The sequence below is a fragment of the Pseudomonas wuhanensis genome, assembly GCF_030687395.1.
Classification (GTDB): domain Bacteria; phylum Pseudomonadota; class Gammaproteobacteria; order Pseudomonadales; family Pseudomonadaceae; genus Aquipseudomonas; species Aquipseudomonas wuhanensis.
In genome coordinates this window covers 5,756,412-5,773,968 of record NZ_CP117430.1, presented here as the reverse complement: position 1 = coordinate 5,773,968, position 17,557 = coordinate 5,756,412, and the positions used below count along the sequence as shown (strand labels likewise).

The 17,557-nt window shown below is 54.5% G+C and carries 8 protein-coding genes and 1 pseudogene; 8 read left to right on the top strand and 1 reads right to left on the bottom strand.

Going from position 1 to position 17,557, the window contains the following annotated elements:
• Nucleotides 1-110: 110 nt before the first annotated feature.
• Nucleotides 111-1,441, bottom strand: a pseudogene (locus PSH88_RS26690) (IS4 family transposase).
• A gap of 763 nt (nucleotides 1,442-2,204) precedes the next feature.
• Between PSH88_RS26690 and zorA1 the strand changes: the two are divergent.
• From zorA1 to PSH88_RS26650, 8 genes are all read left to right on the top strand, one after another.
• Nucleotides 2,205-4,397 (top strand): type I Zorya anti-phage system protein ZorA1, encoded by a 2,193-nt coding sequence (gene zorA1 / locus PSH88_RS26685; protein ID WP_305483412.1) that lies wholly within the window; start codon nucleotides 2,205-2,207, stop codon nucleotides 4,395-4,397.
• A gap of 13 nt (nucleotides 4,398-4,410) precedes the next feature.
• Nucleotides 4,411-5,154, top strand: coding sequence for a type I Zorya anti-phage system protein ZorB1 (gene zorB1, locus PSH88_RS26680; RefSeq protein ID WP_056741006.1), 744 nt, complete (start codon nucleotides 4,411-4,413; stop codon nucleotides 5,152-5,154).
• Nucleotides 5,151-6,779, top strand: a complete 1,629-nt coding sequence (gene zorC, locus PSH88_RS26675) for a type I Zorya anti-phage system protein ZorC (RefSeq protein WP_169858932.1) — start codon at nucleotides 5,151-5,153, stop codon at nucleotides 6,777-6,779. The genes zorB1 and zorC overlap by 4 nt, the downstream gene beginning before the upstream one ends.
• Entirely contained in the window at nucleotides 6,779-10,027 is a 3,249-nt protein-coding gene (gene zorD, locus PSH88_RS26670; protein ID WP_305423655.1) for a type I Zorya anti-phage system protein ZorD, read from the top strand. The genes zorC and zorD overlap by 1 nt, the downstream gene beginning before the upstream one ends.
• Before the next feature lie 458 nt (nucleotides 10,028-10,485).
• Complete coding sequence (locus PSH88_RS26665; protein WP_305423654.1) at nucleotides 10,486-12,960, top strand: type I restriction-modification system subunit M; 2,475 nt, start codon at nucleotides 10,486-10,488, stop codon at nucleotides 12,958-12,960.
• Nucleotides 12,951-14,174, top strand: coding sequence for a restriction endonuclease subunit S (locus PSH88_RS26660; RefSeq protein WP_305483411.1), 1,224 nt, complete (start codon nucleotides 12,951-12,953; stop codon nucleotides 14,172-14,174). Before PSH88_RS26665 ends, PSH88_RS26660 begins: the two co-directional genes overlap by 10 nt.
• 11 nt (nucleotides 14,175-14,185) lie before the next feature.
• The gene (locus tag PSH88_RS26655) at nucleotides 14,186-15,580 is read left to right on the top strand and encodes a DUF262 domain-containing protein (RefSeq protein ID WP_305423651.1); all 1,395 of its coding nucleotides are present in this window, start codon (nucleotides 14,186-14,188) and stop codon (nucleotides 15,578-15,580) included.
• On the top strand, nucleotides 15,573-17,546 hold the full coding sequence (locus PSH88_RS26650; RefSeq protein WP_305423649.1) for a DUF262 domain-containing protein: 1,974 nt from the start codon (nucleotides 15,573-15,575) through the stop codon (nucleotides 17,544-17,546). The genes PSH88_RS26655 and PSH88_RS26650 overlap by 8 nt, the downstream gene beginning before the upstream one ends.
• Nucleotides 17,547-17,557: the final 11 nt, after the last annotated feature.

Sequence of the window (17,557 nt, the reverse complement as noted above, 5' to 3'; positions counted from 1 at the left end):
TGCTGATCTGGTTGGCCTCTTCGCGGGCAAGCCTCGCTCAAGGGATGCGGGATAGCTGACAATTTACCAAACGCCAGATGCAACAAAGCCCGCACTTGGCGTAATGCTGTTCACTTAAGCGGAGCAGCCTTACGGTCTACTGGAAACCGGGTCTTTGATATTTTCACCGTCCTTGGCCTTGAAGGTCTTGGACGGTGATCCAGAAACAATCCTCCGATACCTGCCCTTAACTCTGCCAATCGTCTGCCTGTGGCTGAAATCGGGTTGGCCGCTGCCATCACTATCAGTTGCACGGCAATGTACTGGCAAGCCGGTTTGAAACGAATGTCCGAGGGGGCTCGGCCAAACGCCACCGCCGCCTGGCTGGCTTCCCGACGAATCACGTTATAAGCCAACAAAAGTCCCCAAACCTCCTGATAGACCAAGTCGACTTTTTTGCTACGCAAGGTCACTGCGTTCTGCTGCATCGAGCTCTTGATGTCCCTGAAGCCCAATTCGATCTCCCAGCGTTCCTGATACAGCTTGGCCACGGCCTTGGCGTTGTAGGCGTTAGCCGGCAATGACGTCATGACGGTCTTTAGCTTGCCTTGAATTTCATAACTGACTTCGCGGGCCTCCCAATGCGTTGGAAGGGTCGGGTTTCGCTTCCTGGCCTGCGGCGAGACTTTCATGCGCACCCAACGATCGTGCTGGCTGTAGCGGGTCACTTCTTCGCAGACCATTCCTTTTTTTGCCGGGATCAACCAATGACGGTTGCTACCAGCACTGCTCAGGCTCGACAGCAGTTCGGCCCCCCAGAATCCTTTGTCGAACAACGTCACCGAGTGATCGGGGATCTGCTGCAGGAACTCGTCGGCCAAGCGCATTTCACTGCGTCGGTAAGGGCTCAATTGCGCATCCAGGATCACGTGCGAACGTACATTCATCAACGCCACCAGGCGCAGCATGGGAAACGGAGTTGGCGGTCGCTCGGGGTGTTTCCCGACCCGAAGTGGTCCCGAAGCTCGGGCGTATCCGGGGTGCGCAAGAGTGCTCCGTCCACTGCGAACACCTGCAGTTCATGCCAGGCGTCACCGTCATAGCGCTCCGCGCCCCATTGGGTTCCCGTCTTGCGGAACAGCCACTCAACGGGATCGGCGCCGAGCCGCTTACGCGCTTCGGTCAGACCGCTACGGGCCAACAGGTGGTCAGAGGCCAGGCCTTGGGCGCAGATGTTCAAACGTCTGGCCACTTCGTGAACCGGTTCATCACGAAACAGCGCCATGCCGAGCACCAGCCAAAGCACTTGGTCAGCGGGCAGGCGACGTCGACGAATGGTGGCCTGACTGGAAAGATCCAGCGCAGACGCGACCCACTCTATGGGGATGTTTTGGGTGAAGGTGCTCAGGTCGCAGAAGTTGAAAAGGTCGCCGAGGTCGAGCAGGTCCTGTTGAACAGACATAAAAAATCCGATGCCAGATATCTGGCATCGGATTTTCGGATAAGCCCAGCTGAGACTCAAATGCTTAAGTGAACAGCATTACGCACTTGGCGGGCTTTGTCGTTTTCGGATTGGTGGGCCGGGGTAATCTGAATTGATTATGTATCGTATTGATTTTTATTGATTATTTTCGGTTGGATTTTCTATTGGAATACCTTATGGAATACCATTCGCGAATCTTCTTAAATTCCTGCCTTTACGTCGACCAAAGCTCAATTCCACAGCTGTACTTCTGATTTCGCTTTTGAGTGGAACCAGCGGCTACTGATAGCGATTGCTGGCGCTTGGTTCATTCCTTCACCCGCTCTGGCGAGTCGGCGCGTGCCTTATTGCTGTCGCGTACGGCAAATGCGCTTTTGCTCCAACTCCTCAAGATGTCGCTCGTATTGAGCTGATGGTTCGCAAGTGGTGGCGGAGCACACCCGATAAGCCTATCGGATCTCTCAGATCAGGGATCCATTGATCGCGTCCGGCTTTACGACGGTCAAGGCTCAGGCTAAGGTGCTGGCATAAGGACATGATTTTCTAACATTTGTCCACGGAAGGTTCCTGATCAGTCGTAGTGAAACTACCGTCCTTCCTTTCCGACTTTGTTGTGCCCTGAAAAACGCGTGCCGAGCAAGGTGCTGTCATCGATCACCAACGGGATTGGCGATTGACGCATCAATGTGGTTGTTGCAAGCGTCCCGAACATCAAAAAATTGCTAAATTGAAGGCGGAAAGTATGGATTTTTCGACGCTGTTGCATCTATGGGGTGCAGCAAGCTCCGAGCAGCTGATCGCGCCAATAACGGTAGTTGGCTTCGTTTTCATTTTGTGCGCTTGGTACTTTGTCCGTTATTTTTGTCCATCCTTCAAACTTAGCAGTCAGCTGAAAAAACTGACTAAACGTGTGCACGGTGTGAAAGCGCTCGCCCCGTCTCAACGGCGCTCTGAATTGGAGCGACTGTTCAATGGAAGCAAGCTGGAGCACTCTTGGCACGAATACGCTGAAACGCTGCACGACCAGTTTGAGTTTCAAGAAGGCGAACAGGTTCTTGTCCGGTCGCGCGCCACCGCCGGAGCCGCGCATTTTTTCTCACCTCAAAGCGTGGTTGATACCCCGCTGGGAACCGAGTTTTATAAACACCTGCCTGGTATTTTGACCGGCATCGGTATTGTCGGCACCTTCTTCGGCTTGATGCTAGGCCTACAGCATTTTGATCCAAGCACCCCCGAGCAGGTAAATGCCAGCGTCGATAAGCTGCTCAAGGACGTGTTGTTTGCGTTCATCGGCTCCTTTATTTCAATCATGGCCTCTATAGCCGTCACGATTACTGAAAAGTGGCGTCTGGGCCAATGCTACAGGCTTCTTGAAGCGTTCAACGAAACCATCGACGGGCTTTTCGACAGCGGTGTCGGTGAGGAATATCTAGCGGAGCTCGTGCGCTCGAGTGCTGAAAGCTCCGTGCAAACCCGTCAGCTCAAGGATAGCCTGGTAACCGATCTGCGGGAAATGCTGCAGAACCTCGTTGATACCCAAGTCCGCGAAAGCCTCAAATTAGCGGATACCTTGTCAACGACTTACCGTGACTCTGGGCAATTGTTGGCCGATCAGGTAAGCAGTGCGATTGAGAACAGTCTCAAATCCCCCCTTGAAGCTATCGCGGGCGCGGTTCAGGCCGCCAGTGGCGACCAGTCAGGGCAAGTACAGAACCTTCTTCAGGATGTTCTAGTTGCCTTTATGAACAAGCTGGAAGGTACGTTCGGCCAACAGTTCAACGGTCTACACGAATTGATGGGTCAGTCCGTTGCCGCCATGCAGTCGATGCAGCAAGGCTTTTCGACGCTGATCCAAGATATGCGTTCGGCTAGCGAGTCCTCGACCCAAAACAGCTCGACTATGATCGCTCAGTTACTCTCCGATATGCAGGCCGGACAGAACGCCATGCAAGCGGGGATGAACGAGATGCTCGCCAATCTCCAGGCTTCGGTTGTCCGTATCGGCAACGAAGGGGAGGGGGCAGGTGCTCGAATGGCCGAGCAGTTGGAGAAGTTGTTTGCTCAAAGCGAGGCTCGCCAACAGGCAATGGCTGAGAATCTCCAGGCTTTTGTTGAGTCGATCAAGCAGAACATCGGCCAAGGTCAACAGGAAACCATGGCGAAAATTGCGGGCTCCGTTGAGGTGCTGGGTGAGCAACTCTCGGCAGTCTTCAAGCAATTGGAGCACGGCCAGCAGCAGATGGATCAAACCACCCGCGCTGCACAGGCTGACCTGCATCAAGGCACCCGTGACTTGGTGGGCGGTCTTGACGAACAGGTCAAGGCGTTGCTGCAAACAGTGTCAGAGCAACAGAAATCTGCACAGGACACCGTTAAGGCATTGAGTGCCCAAACAGAGCAGCATTTGCAGAGCATGCAGCTAGGCGCAGACAAGATGCGGGCGGCGGCTGAGCGGTTTGAAACGGCCGGACAAAGCGTTGCGCGTGCCAGTGAGTCGACTGCGGGGCTGATGGGCACAGTCCAGGGCGCAGGTACTGAGCTTGCACAGGCATCACGTGAGTTGAACACCGTGGTCGCGGACTATCGAAACAATCGTGAAGCGTTGGCGAAAACTCTCGCGGTCATCGAAGGGGTTGTCGCAAGCGCGCAAGGGGAGGCCAGCGGCCGCAGCCAGTATCTCCAGGACCTGAAGGTGCAAAGCGAGCGGATGCAGGCGCTTAACCGTGAAGTTTATGAATACCTGGAAAACATCAGTGGTGTGTTGGGTAACGGCTTTAAAGAGTTCGGTGATGGTATGGATCGGACCTTGAGACAAACGCTGGGTAGTCTGGATGCCGAGCTCGATAAAGCAGTCAAGAGCCTCGCTGGCGGTGTAGAAGGGGTCAAGGAAAGTCTCGAAGACTTCGGCGACATCATGGAACGAATCAGGCAGTAACGGAGGCTAGTCGATGTTTGGTAAGCAAATGCCTTCGGTTGTCCGTTCAAAAGACGAGGGAGAGAAGCCGTTCTGGATCTCCTTCGCTGATTTGATGACTGCGATGATGATTCTATTTCTCGTGGTCATGGTGGCGGCTTTGAGTTCTGTGACGCAGCGTATTAACCAAGCGGAGCAGGGAGAGAAGCAACGTAATAGGGACATCAGTCAGATCTGCGAGCACCTGAGCCTTAAGGCGAAGACTGCCAGTAAAACCATCGTTGTGGACTGTAAGGACAATCGGATTAGCTTCGGCGATGCTGGCCGATTTGGGCATAACCAGTACGCACTGAGCAACGATGGCCAGTCGGCACTTCAGGAGGTTGTGCCGATGATTCTGGACGCGGCTAACAGTGAAGAAGGCCGAAAGTGGTTCAAACAGGTTGTGATCGAGGGATCGACAGACACCGACGGTTCTTATCTTTATAACCTGCACCTTTCACTGCAGCGTTCAGAGTGGGTGATGTGTAGTCTGCTCGATAGCCGCAGCCCGCTCCAAGTCGGATTGTCGCCAGAGCACCAACAGCAAATCAGATCGATTTTCCTGGCGGGCGGTGTGTCGTTCAACAATGCAAAGGACACCAAGGAAGAAAGCCGGCGAGTGGAGTTGCGCATGCAGTTCTTTGGCTTGAAGGAAAAGGAGGACAACCTCAAGCCAGAGGTACCGGTGTTCAATAACACTGATATGGAAAAGTGTCAGTTGGCGATGAGCCGATGACCAGCCCAATCGCGAGGCTTTCCGCCGCTATTAACCTGAGTCTGTTGGCACATCGCACGGGGCCGGCGCCTGAACCGTTGGCGCGATTCCCCCGTCTGGGGGCTGCGGGAGTTGATCTTTACGAAAGATTCGAACGCGCTGAAAAAGCTTTGCCGCCACCTCAGGAAAAGCGCCGCGCTGCGATAAACAAATTCCGCAATGTACTCCCACTCAACGCCTCAGAATGGCGTTTGGTTTTTGCCGGTCTCTCGGACAAGAGTGAGCGAGTCGGACCGATACTGGACGATGACCAGCTTTTTGGCCGAGTGCACAAAGAAATCCATCACCGTATCGAAAAGCGGAGGCTGAGCCGCCGAGACTGGTTGGCGCTGTGCTTTAGTTACTTTGGGTACGAGGCCGCCACGCCTGATAAGAGCGCCAACTGGTGTCTGTTGCGGGAAGACGTTCAGCTTGGCTTCGAATGCGTCAGAGGCCAGCAAAAACGCGAGAAGGAATGGGTTCACATCGTCCAGCAGCATCAGGAGCTTTTCTCCGAGCAGGCAGGTGCCAGGCTGGGTGACCAGATGTTCAAGGGAGAGATCAGCGACCTTTCGGCATTGCAGACGATTGCGCAGATCCCTGACAGCAGTTGGCTGTGGCGAAGGATCTTTAACGTACTTATCTCTCGTATTTTTATGTTGGATGACGCCGAGTTTTCTCAGCGCTTAGCCGACCTTGTCGACATCGGCCGGCAGCATCCGCGGTACATGAACGACATTCTGAGTGCATGCCTGTCGCGTTATCACTTGGCAGCGTATCGAGAGAAACCGTCGTCGCTGCTCAAACAGGTCGCCCTCGACAACTGGGGCAGCCCTCAGATCCGTTCCAGACAAAACAGCTGGCTGCAGTACGTTGAAAAAGATGTCTGTGCAATGGTCGTTGCGTGGTTCGCGAAGGAAGATCTTGAGCACTTCTTCAACCTGTTGAAGGGAGACTCCGAGGTTGATCAGTCGCGTCTGTATTACTGGTTAAGATTTGCCAACCAAATGAGCTACACCCGAATCGTCATGGGTTCGGATGCCTGGCATGACAGTGGGCGGGACTTCGTCCATTTTCGTGAGAAGAACAAAGGGCGCTTGAGCAAGCTGGTAGGCGGTCCTGGGCACAACAATGCTGTGGTGATGCAGCTTGGTGGCTACTTTTTCGTGGAGTTTTCGGGAACGGGTAATGCCTGCTTTGTGTACAAGGCGGAGGATTCGCCGTTTAACCCAGACAAGTCCCAGCTTGAACTCACCAAAGAACTTAAGCAGCGCCATCGAACGATAGAGTGGATGCCCCATTCACCTGCGCCTGGCCGTCCGGACCGCATCGAGGGTTGGCTGAGCAAGTTCGATGACAAGCTCGAAAAATTAGGCATACGCATTCAAAGTCAGGCCGGAGCGCCAGGTTCAGCCAAACCATTGCCTTTTGAAGACCAAGTCCGTAACGCCCTGAAGTCGGTCAAACACAAAGTCTACGACCAGCGCGCGCGCGGCGGTGCGTTTCAGGTCCAGCTTGATGACAATGATCAAGCCGCCGTTGCTGCGCTCCAACGCCTAGGCTTCAAACCCGTCAATCAACAGCCACTCCGGTTCTGGAGGCAGTAATGCTCAAGCGTTTCCTCAAAGGCATTGGCCTGCAGCCGAATTCGCCGGTAGAAAATACTGAGCCTGTTTTTTCCATCGAGGAGCAGGGCATTTGCTATCCCTTGAGCTTGGCGGATAACGCTGAGTCCTGGCCGCTGGCGAGCTATCTGGATCAGCTGGAAGAAGAGGAGTTCGTCTCCCAACTCAGCGATCGCTGGCTGCTGACGTGGGATGAACTCTATCGGCTTCTAGATGAACCAGAGCATTTAACAAGTCTGCTGCTATTGGGGTTGCCGCCAAAGACAGCTCTCATTCCTCAACTGAGCAGCCAAGGCAGCCTTGCCTCCGACGATTTCAAAGTATCCGTCAGTGGATGGCGTGATCCGCAATCCAACGCCAATGTGCAGGTGCAGCGCACGGGCGCCATCCTCCAGTACCACGCAAAAGCGGAGATTTTGCCTGAGTCGTGCTGGAAGCTGACTGGCGCAGTACGGCAACTTTACCTGGCTCAACAAAATGAGCCGGGTGAAGTAACCAACCAGATCGGCTGGGCCAGCATCAGGAAGTTGGCCCGCAAGGCGGGCGCCGGCATGGATGGCTTCCTGGATAAGACCGTCGTGATCAAACCTGAAAGTCTGCGACTCAACCCGAGAAAATCGACAGTCGGTAATACGCCGGTTATCGAGCTGCAACCAAGCTTCGAAGGCCAACCGGCAAACTGGCTTGATATTTTCGACGGTGCCAAGCAGGTTCAGGATCGATACCGGGTGACCGGTGATGATGGATCGTTGACCCACGTCCTGATTGAGCCTGAAGTCAAATCTGTACTGGACTATGTGCGCTCGTTGCCCGGGCGTCGGGTCGCTGGGGACGATGCACTTTCCTTCGTCCGCAACCCTTACAGCGCACTCGGCGATGGTGCCGCACAAGTGCTGGATGCGCAGAGCTATGAAGACGAACTGGTCGAGGCCGGGATCTTCTTTCATCGCTTTTATCTGGAACCCAAACTGGATGAAGCGGGACAGCACATTGAGCAGGTAAACCTGACGCTCGAACCAATCTCGCCAACACCGCAAGCGCCCATCGAAGTTGAATTTAAAGCAGCCTATGAACTCGCACCGTTCGTGCATGAACTGCAGCTGAAATTGGCCGCTGGCATGCCTGCCGGTTTCTGGCAGGGCTATGAGTTGGAGCTCAGCGATTTTGATTTACGCCAGTTGGCAGGTATCAACGACCTGCTTAAGCGTTGGCAAAACGAAGCGGCGGGTATCGAGTTCGATTCTGTCCTGGACCTGTCCCTTTACGGCGATCGTGTAACTGGCATCGGCGAAGCGCAAAGAATTACTTCGCCTTTCCTCGTAAAAGAGGCGACCGAGAGCTGGTTGCCGAAGGATGTGGCGGCGCTGGGCATTGACGCAGAGATCTTTGGGCGTTGGGATCCTTCCGACCGCGCTCAATTCGAAGCGTTTGAACAGCGACTGGACGAAGCTCGCGCTGCCGGTGATGAAACGGTCTGTTTGCCAGAGTCCGAAACACCGCTCTCGATTGCCGCCGCCGAGCAACTGTTTGCTGCCTGGTCGAAGAAGATCGCCCCTGTCGAGACCAGTCTGGTCCAGCAACAGGAAAAAGTGGGCCGCGCTGTACTGCAAATCGGCCACAACATTGACGAACCGACCTACGTTCAGATTCGTCAGGCAGCCCTTCGCGCCGCTTTGGACGCAGTCCCAGAGTTGCCCGGCTTGCTCAAGCCTGAAGTCGTCCTGCGTGAGCACCAGCTTCAAGGCGTGGCGTGGCTGCAGCACTTGTTCCGTTTGTCCCCATCAGACGTGTCAGGCTGCTTGCTCGCTGATGACATGGGGCTGGGGAAAACGATCCAGTTGCTCACTTTCCTGGTCTGGTACCTGGAAAAGTACCCACAGGACAAGCCGACACTGATCGTCGCCCCAGTCTCGTTGCTCGATAACTGGGAGCGAGAGCTTTACCGGTTCTTCTTCGCTGACGCGCTGCCAGTGCTGAAGCTCTATGGCTCAGCCTTGAGTGCAGTGAAGTTCAAGAAAGAAGAAATCCCTGCCGACTTGAAAGCCAAAGGCATCAAAAACTTGCTACGCCCAGGTTGGATGGGCGACGCCCGAATCGTCCTCACGACTTACGAGACACTGCGCGATCAGGAGTTTTCCCTGGCGCGTCAGCAATGGTCGATCGTCGTATGCGATGAAGCGCAGAAACTGAAAAACCCCGCGGCACTGGTGACTCAGGCGATCAAAGCCATTCCGGCGAGATTTCGAGTGGCGTGTACCGGTACGCCTGTCGAGAACACCCTGATAGATCTCTGGTGCCTCTTCGACTTCATTCAGCCAGGTTTCCTGGGCGGTTTGAACCAGTTCGGGCGCGAGTATCAGCGTCCAATCGAAGCCGCGTTGGAGCGTGACACGGTTGCCCTGGAGCGCCTTCGCGTGCTTATCGACCCACAGACTCTGCGCCGTACCAAGCAAGACATTGCCAAGGACCTGCCTGCCAAAATCGAAGACACGGCATGTCGTTCACTGAGCATGCACGCCTTGCAGCGCAATCTGTACCTGTCCGAAATAGCTGCGTACAGCCAGAAGCAGCAGATCGAAGAACAGCTCGATCAAAAGACCTCCGGCATGCTCGGGTTGCTGCACAAGCTCAAGCTCATTTGTGCTCATCCTTACAGCGTTCAGCCAGACAAACGACTGCGCGACAACTCGCCGAAGCTGCAGTGGTTGATGCAGACGCTTGAGTCGATCAAAAGAGCCGGGAACGGCGACAAGGTCATTGTCTTTACCGAGTTGCGTGATATTCAGCGAGAGTTGCAACACTCGATTCAAGAGCATTTCGGGTTTCGCGCTACCGTCATTAACGGTGATACCAGTACCAGCAGTCAGAGCGCGAATAGCCGCCAGAGGCTGATCGACCAATTCCAGGAGCAACCTGGTTTCGCAGTCATCATCCTGTCGACCATCGCCGTCGGTTTTGGGGTGAACGTGCAAGCGGCCAACCACGTCATTCACTTCACTCGTTGCTGGAACCCGGCCAAGGAAGATCAAGCGACGGATCGGGCCTATCGGATTGGGCAGGAGAAGGATGTGTACGTGTACTACCCAACGGTTCGGGATGCGGCGATGCCGACGTTTGAGGCGACGCTGGATGAGCTGCTGAGTAAGCGACGGGCGTTGGCGCGGGACATGTTGAGTGGGGCTTCGGAGATTCAGGCTTCGGATTTTGAGGCGTTGTTGAAAGCACGCTGAGCCCGCCTGCGGAAAATCAGTGCTGGGCGAGATGTCAATTATGGATACAGGCAAGTTCATCCCGAGCTTTGCAAATGATCAAAAACCAGCGAAGTGGCGCTTGCCTAGCGGCATAGTGCTATCGGGATGTGAGCGGATTACTTACCTGTGCACACGTCCAGTATTGGCGCCGGAGGCTCGCCGGCTTACTGTGCGCGGCATCCAAGTCTGCCGCCCACTTTCTGCGACTTCTCGGTTGATTGACTTGTGGCAGTGGATGAAGACCAGAAATAAGGGCGAAATGCTGGCCCGACGAAACCGAAGTAGATAAGGTTCACCCATTAACCGCAGGTAAAGCTCCGCTCCGCTTCGCTACAAATATCTGTCGACCCCCGTCTAACGCCGGCGCCATGGGCATTATCCCGAGCGCATAACAGGGGGCGCCTGCGCACTTATTCTTTACCCAGTCAGGATTGCCAATGGCTATCAAGAAGTCCGATCTTTACTCCTCCCTCTGGGCCTCGTGTGACGAGCTGCGCGGTGGGATGGATGCCAGCCAGTACAAGGACTACGTCCTGTTCATGCTGTTTATCAAGTACATCTCCGACAAGTACGGTAGCTCGGATGACTTCGCACCACCGGTCAATATTCCACCGGGTGCCAGTTTCAAGGACATGGTTGCTCTTAAGGGCAACGCCGATATTGGCAATAAGATCAATACACAGATCATTCAGCCGCTGATTGACGCCAACACCCGGCTAGCCCGCAGTGATTTTCCCGACTTCAACGACCCGAATAAGCTCGGCGAGGGGAAGGATATGGTGGAAAAGCTCACCAATCTGGTGGCCATATTCCAGAAACCCGAGCTGGATTTCTCGAAGAACCGCGCCGAAAACGACGATATTCTCGGCGACGCCTACGAATACTTGATGCGCCACTTCGCGAGCGAAAGCGGCAAGAGCAAGGGGCAGTTCTACACCCCCTCTGAAGTCAGCCGCATCATCGCCAAGGTCATTGGTATTAGCCCGGCCAATGCTGTGGGGTCTACAACTGTGTATGACCCCACCTGCGGTTCAGGCTCGCTGTTGCTGAAAGTGGCCGATCAGGCCGGCAAGCACATCACCCTGGAAGGGCAGGAGATGGACGTGACCACCGCCGGTCTCGCCCGCATGAACATGATCCTGCATGACTTCCCGACAGCCAACATTCTGCAGGGCAACACGCTGTCCTCGCCCAAGTTCAAGGACGGCGAGCAGCTGCGTACCTATGACTACGTAGTGGCCAATCCGCCGTTCTCGGTCAAGTCCTGGAGCGTCGGCCTGACACCCGCCAAAGATCCGTACCAGCGTTTTGCCTGGGGCGAGCCGCCAGCCAAACAGGGCGACTATGCCTTTTTGCTGCACATCATCCGCTCGCTGAAAAGTACCGGTAAAGGTGCCTGCATTCTGCCCCACGGCGTACTGTTTCGCGGTAATGCCGAGGCGGTGATCCGTGAGCAGCTGGTGCGCTCTGGTTACCTCAAAGCCATTATCGGCCTGCCGGCCAACCTGTTTTTCGGAACAGGCATCCCCGCCTGCATTCTGGTATTGGACAAGGAAAACGCCAGCGCCCGCAAAGGCATTTTCATGATCGATGCCGCCAAGGGCTTTATCAAGGACGGCCCGAAGAATCGCTTGCGCGATCAGGATGTGCATAAAATCGTCGATGCCTTTACCCGAATGGCAGATGTGCCGCGCTACGCGCGCATGGTGACCTTCGATGAAATCAGCGATCCCAAGAACGACTTCAACCTCAACCTGCCGCGCTACATCGACAGTGCCGAGCCTGAGGACATTCAGGATATCGACGGCCATTTGCGCGGTGGCATTCCCGAGCGTGACATCGACGCCTTTGACAGCTACTGGCAGGTGATGCCAACCCTGCGTGCGGCGTTGTTCAAGCCGGCTAGCCATCCCGGTTACTTTGAGCTTGTGAGCCCTGAGGTGAAAACGGTCATTTTCGGCCATCCGCAGTTCACTGCATTCAAAGCTGGCGTCGATAAGCTGTTCAACCACTGGCTGGCGGGCAGTACCCCTCAGTTGAAGAGTTTTGCAGTCAACAGCCACCCCAAGGAGCTGATTGCCACACTGTCCGAAGACCTGCTCAGTGCCTTCGCCAAAGCGCCTTTGCTTGACCATTACGACATCTATCAGCACCTGATGGACTACTGGGCCGAGACCCTGCAGGACGACTGCTACCTGATCAGCGCCGACGGCTGGAAAGCCGCCGCCAAAGCGCGCGAAATCCTCAAGGTAAAGGATAAGAACAACAAGTTGGGTTGGGCTGAGAAGCATGACTACTGCCTGGGCAAGCGCCGCTTCAAGTCCGACCTGATTCCGGTCGAGATTCTGATTGCCCGCTATTTCATGGCCGAGCGCAACGCCATTGAAGACCTTGAAACCCGGCTTGCCAGCGTCGAGCAAAGCTTGAGTGAAATGCTTGAAGAGCACAGCGGCGAGGATGGCTCGCTCAGCGAAGTGGTCGAAGGCGAGGGTGATAAACAAAAGGTCACGGCCAAAGCCATCAAGGCACGCCAGCGCGAGATTGGAAATGATTCGGATTATGAGGATGAACTCAAGGTATTGGCCGAATACGACGCGTTGATCGATCAGCAAAGCACCCTTAAGGCTGAACTCAAAAGGGCCGAGGAAGAGCTCGATAATAAAATCCACGCTAAATACCCGCTGCTTAGCGAGGGTGAGATCAAAACCCTTGTGGTGGACGATAAATGGCTATCTACCCTGGCCGTAGCCGTACAGGGCGAACTGGATCTTGTATCTCAAACCCTGACCGGGCGCATTCGTGAGCTGAGCGAACGCTACGCCACCCCGTTGCCGCTGCTCACCGATGAAGTCGCCACCCTTGCCAGTCGCGTTGAAGAGCATCTGAAAAAGATGGGGGCGGTATGGCAGTGAAGCCGGAGTACAAGCAGACGGAGGTCGGGGTTATTCCGAAGGAGTGGACGGCAAAGCCGCTTGGTGAATTGTCTGAGTTCATCACGAGCGGTTCTCGTGGGTGGGCAGCTTTTTATTCTGACCAAGGAGCATTGTTCATTCGTAGTCAGAACGTTCGTGCAGGTCGCCTCGATTTTGATGACAGTCAGTTCGTGATCCCGCCACAAGGGGCGGAGGGAAGTCGGACTCGGGTGAAGCGCAATGATTTATTGATAACAATTACTGGAAACAGTGTTGGGAATGTGGCGCTCGTTGAGCACGAGTTCGATGAGGCATACATCAGTCAGCATGTTGGGCTCGTGCGGTTATCCGAGACGAATCTAGGGCGGTACGCCTGTCTTTTTCTTTCGCCGGGCTCGCCTGGCAACAGGCAGATTTGGGCAAGCCAGTCAGGGCAAAGCAAGCCGGGGTTGACTCTTCGTAATCTGAAAGATTTCTGGGTAGTACTTCCTCTCGCAGAAGCAGAGCAGCGCTCCATCGTGACGGCTTTAGGTGATATGGATGCGCTGCAGGATGCGCTTGAGCGGCTCATTACCAAGAAGCGCGGCCTCAAACAGGCCACCATGCAGCAACTTCTAACCGGCAAAATTCGCCTTCCGGGCTTCCGCGGTAAGTGGGAAGTGAAGCGGTTGGGGGAGATTTGCGAAATCGCAATGGGGCGTACACCGCCCCGCTTAAACAAAGCACTCTGGGGGCGAGGTCACAAGTGGCTTTCTATATCAGATCTTCAGAGCAAAGTGGTTTCGGAGTCTAAAGAGGAAATCACCGAGCTAGCTGCGTCGGCTATGGAAGTCATACCTAAAGGCACGCTTTTGATGAGCTTCAAATTGTCTATTGGGCGATTGTGTTTTGCGGGTTGTGATCTTTACACGAATGAGGCGATTTGTAGCTTTAAGAATCTTCAAGCTAGTGGGGACTACCTTTATTACGCACTCGGGAGAACTGACTTCTCACTTTACGGTAAGCAGGCTGTAAAGGGGTACACCCTCAATAAGGAGTCGCTGAAGACTGTAGAGGTACAACTTCCACCGCCTCCTGAACAATCAGCCATCGCTAATGTGCTGTCCGACATGGACGAAGAACTGGCCGCTCTAGAGCATCGCCTAACCAAAACCCTCGCTCTAAAGCAAGGCATGATGCAAGAACTGCTAACCGGAAGAACCCGACTGCTATGACAAACCTGAGCATGGACGCGACCCCAGCGCAGCAGGCTACCGAACTATCCAGCAAGATCATCAGCGTTTACGAACTGCTCATGGATTCTGCGCTGGATATCCCCCAGTACCAGCGCCCCTACAAGTGGACTGGCAAGAACATCAATCAACTGTTCTCCGATATCGCCATCCATAAGGACAAGTCCGCTTACCGCTTGGGCACCATCGTGTTTCACCACGAAGGTGAGACCAAGAACATCGTCGATGGCCAGCAGCGGACCATTAGCCTGCTGCTGGCGGTCCGTGCGTTGATCCAGCGGAACAAGGAAAAAAAGCTCGAACGCAAAGACTTGCGGGAACGTCTGTTCGAACTTGAACAAGCGATGGTGAACCCCAGTTTTACCAGCGAGATATCGCAGAAGAACATCCATAGCAATTACCTTGAGGTGGCCCGCATCGTTTCCCGTGCGGACTTTACCGAGGCACATATCGACTTCTTCTTGAACAAGTGCCAGGTCGTGGCGGTGGCCTTGAACGATGTGTCGGAAGCCTTCCAGTTCTTCGACTCGCAGAATGCGCGGGGCCGGGACCTGGAGCCTCATGACTTGCTCAAGGCTTACCATCTGCGTGAGTTCAGCCCGCGTGACGAGCCATTGAAGGCGGCCACAGTAGCGCATTGGGAAAACAGTGACACCAAGGCTTTGGCCACACTGTTCTCCCAGTACCTGTACCGCATCCGTAGTTGGTCGAAAGGGGTTTCTGCGCGTTACTTCAGCAAGGATGACAGCGACTTATTCAAAGGCGTGAATATCGATACGGTGGCCAGCTACCCCTATGTGGAGCAGCTGCGTATCGCCCACCATTTTATCGATAACTACAACGGGCAATACGAGCGCAGGATCGACTCGCGCGAGCGTGGTTTTCCCTTCCACCTGGATCAGATCATCATCAATGGCCGGCGCTTTTTTGAGCTGATCAGCCACTATCAGGGCAAGGTGGCGCGGATCAGCGCCGAGTCCTGGAGCGGGCATGAACTGGTGGGCACTGAAGGACTCGATGGCTATGCGCAAACCATCATGAAAACCCTCAATAGCTACCCGGCAAGAACCCGCACCGGCGATTGCTACGTACGGGCGATGTTCGATTGCCTGTTGATTTACTACATCGACAAGTTCGGTCACGCAGATATCTCCCGGGCCATCGAGAAGATATTCATCTGGGCCTACAGCCTGCGCCTGAAGATGCAGGTGGTGCAGCTGGCGAGCATGGATAACCACGTGTTGGAGAACAATCTTTTCAGGTTGATCAAGGAAGCCACACGTCCTGCTGACTTTATTAATTGCAGCCTGCCGGTATTGAGCGGCCAGAAGTCAACCAGAACCGATGAGATCGAAGCTCTGTTCAAGGCGATGAAATACTATGAGTAGGGAAATCAGTCAGCTCTCCATCAAGGCGCTGCTCAGCGGTCGGGACGAGTACGTCATCCCGATGTATCAGCGCAATTACGCCTGGGAGGAGGGCGAAATCACGCAGCTGATTCAGGACGTGATCGATTACCTACCGAAGAAGGACGATAAAGCGCGCAATTACTACATTGGCACCTTGGTGGTATATGAGCGCCCGGACAGCAAATCACCGGTATTTGAAACCATTGACGGCCAACAGCGGCTGACGACCCTGTCGTTGCTGACGTCGTATTTGAAAAACACCAAGGCTGTCGAGCTTGCCTGGTATTCAAACCTGAGTATCCACTTCGATAGCCGCGAGCATTCGCGCGCAACCTTTGCGGCCATCTTCGAGGGGAAATTCAACGACGACCCTGCCGAGCTTTTGACTAAGAAGCAGATCAATACCGGCATCCTCAATGGCTACCGCCTTATCCAGAAAGTCTTGCCGCAGAAGCTGAAAGAAAACGGAGTTTTACCTCAGCAATTCGCCGACTACTTGTTTGGCTACGTGCAAATCATGCGTGTGAAAGTGCCGGCGGATACGGACCTGAACCATTACTTCGAGATCATGAATAACCGCGGTGAGCAGCTGGAAAAACACGAGCTGCTCAAGGCGCGGATGATGGAGCAGTTGCAGGGCTGCGAGCAGAGTCAGGACTGTCTGCATGCCGTTTGGGAAGCCTGCGCCAACATGGAACGCTATGTGCAAATGGGCTTCACGCCTGGCCAACGTGGCAGCATTTTTGGCGAAGGGGACTGGGGACAGTTTCAACTCGCTGACTTCGATTCGCTTCGAGCTGCACTGCACAAAAATCAGGAGGTGACTGCCCGGCAGGACACTCGCATGACCCTTGATCAGATCATTGCCAAGGTCCCGGTCGCTGCGAAGCAGGGTGAGTCAGGTGAGGAGGCGCCAGATCGCTTCAACACGGTGATTAATTTTCCCAACTTTCTTTTGCATGTACTGCGTGTCGAAACGCGAGCGGACATCCCATTGGATGACAAACGCCTGCTCGATACCTTTGAGGCTCATGTGCTCAAGCAGCCAGACCCTGTTGCGGCAGTGAAGCGTTTTACCTTTAGCCTGCTGCGTTGCAAGTATCTGTTTGACCAATATGTGATCAAGCGCGAGTTCATCAAGGGCTCGGATGGTTGGAGTCTCAAACGCTTCAAGTGGAACAAAGGCGGCGATCACAGCAGCGCTGGACGGGGGAGTTATGTGAACACCTTCGGAGAAGAGGACGGCAATGAAGGCATCAACCGCCGCATCCTGATGTTGCTGTCAGCGTTTCATGTTTCTACGCCAACGCTGGTTTACAAGCACTGGCTGAATGCGGCGCTTTTTCACCTGTTTTACGCTGAGCAGATTGAGGCTCAGGTTTATCTGCGGCACATGGAGTCGGTAGCAAAGGCGTTTGTCTTTGATCGCTTTCTGGCCCAAGAGGCAGGCCTGGATTACTTTGCGATGATCTATACCAATCGGGGCGCCTGTCAGACACGCCGCGAAAGCATTGCGGCAGAGACGGTGGAGTCTCGGTTGACGTTCGGCAATATCGAAAACAACCTGATTTTCAACTTCCTGGACTATCTGCTTTGGCTTGAGCTCGGGACGAATGACAAGGTTAAATCCTATGAATTCACCTTCCGTAGTTCGGTGGAGCATTACTACCCTCAGCATCCGCTAGACGGACAGGTGCAGCTCGATGCCGACACGCTCAATTCGTTCGGCAATCTATGCCTAATCAGCCATAGCAAGAACTCTCGGCTGAGCAATTTCATGCCCGCGGCCAAGAAAGAGTTTTATAAGAACAACACCATCGATAGCGTTAAACAGTATTTGATGATGGAAACAGAATCTTGGGATGCCGACGCCATACGCGCCCACTCCGAAAAAATGAACAACGTGTTGCTCAACAGCCTCGTCAGCAAACACGAATCCGAGTAAACCCTGCAGGA

Bases quoted from the DNA above. Each gene is read 5' to 3' on its own strand.
- zorA1 (WP_305483412.1), top strand. From the start codon at position 2,205: ATGGATTTTTCGACGCTGTTGCATCTATGGGGTGCAGCAAGCTCCGAG.
- zorB1 (WP_056741006.1), top strand. From the start codon at position 4,411: ATGTTTGGTAAGCAAATGCCTTCGGTTGTCCGTTCAAAAGACGAGGGA.
- zorC (WP_169858932.1), top strand. From the start codon at position 5,151: ATGACCAGCCCAATCGCGAGGCTTTCCGCCGCTATTAACCTGAGTCTG.
- zorD (WP_305423655.1), top strand. From the start codon at position 6,779: ATGCTCAAGCGTTTCCTCAAAGGCATTGGCCTGCAGCCGAATTCGCCG.
- PSH88_RS26665 (WP_305423654.1), top strand. From the start codon at position 10,486: ATGGCTATCAAGAAGTCCGATCTTTACTCCTCCCTCTGGGCCTCGTGT.
- PSH88_RS26660 (WP_305483411.1), top strand. From the start codon at position 12,951: ATGGCAGTGAAGCCGGAGTACAAGCAGACGGAGGTCGGGGTTATTCCG.
- PSH88_RS26655 (WP_305423651.1), top strand. From the start codon at position 14,186: ATGGACGCGACCCCAGCGCAGCAGGCTACCGAACTATCCAGCAAGATC.
- PSH88_RS26650 (WP_305423649.1), top strand. From the start codon at position 15,573: ATGAGTAGGGAAATCAGTCAGCTCTCCATCAAGGCGCTGCTCAGCGGT.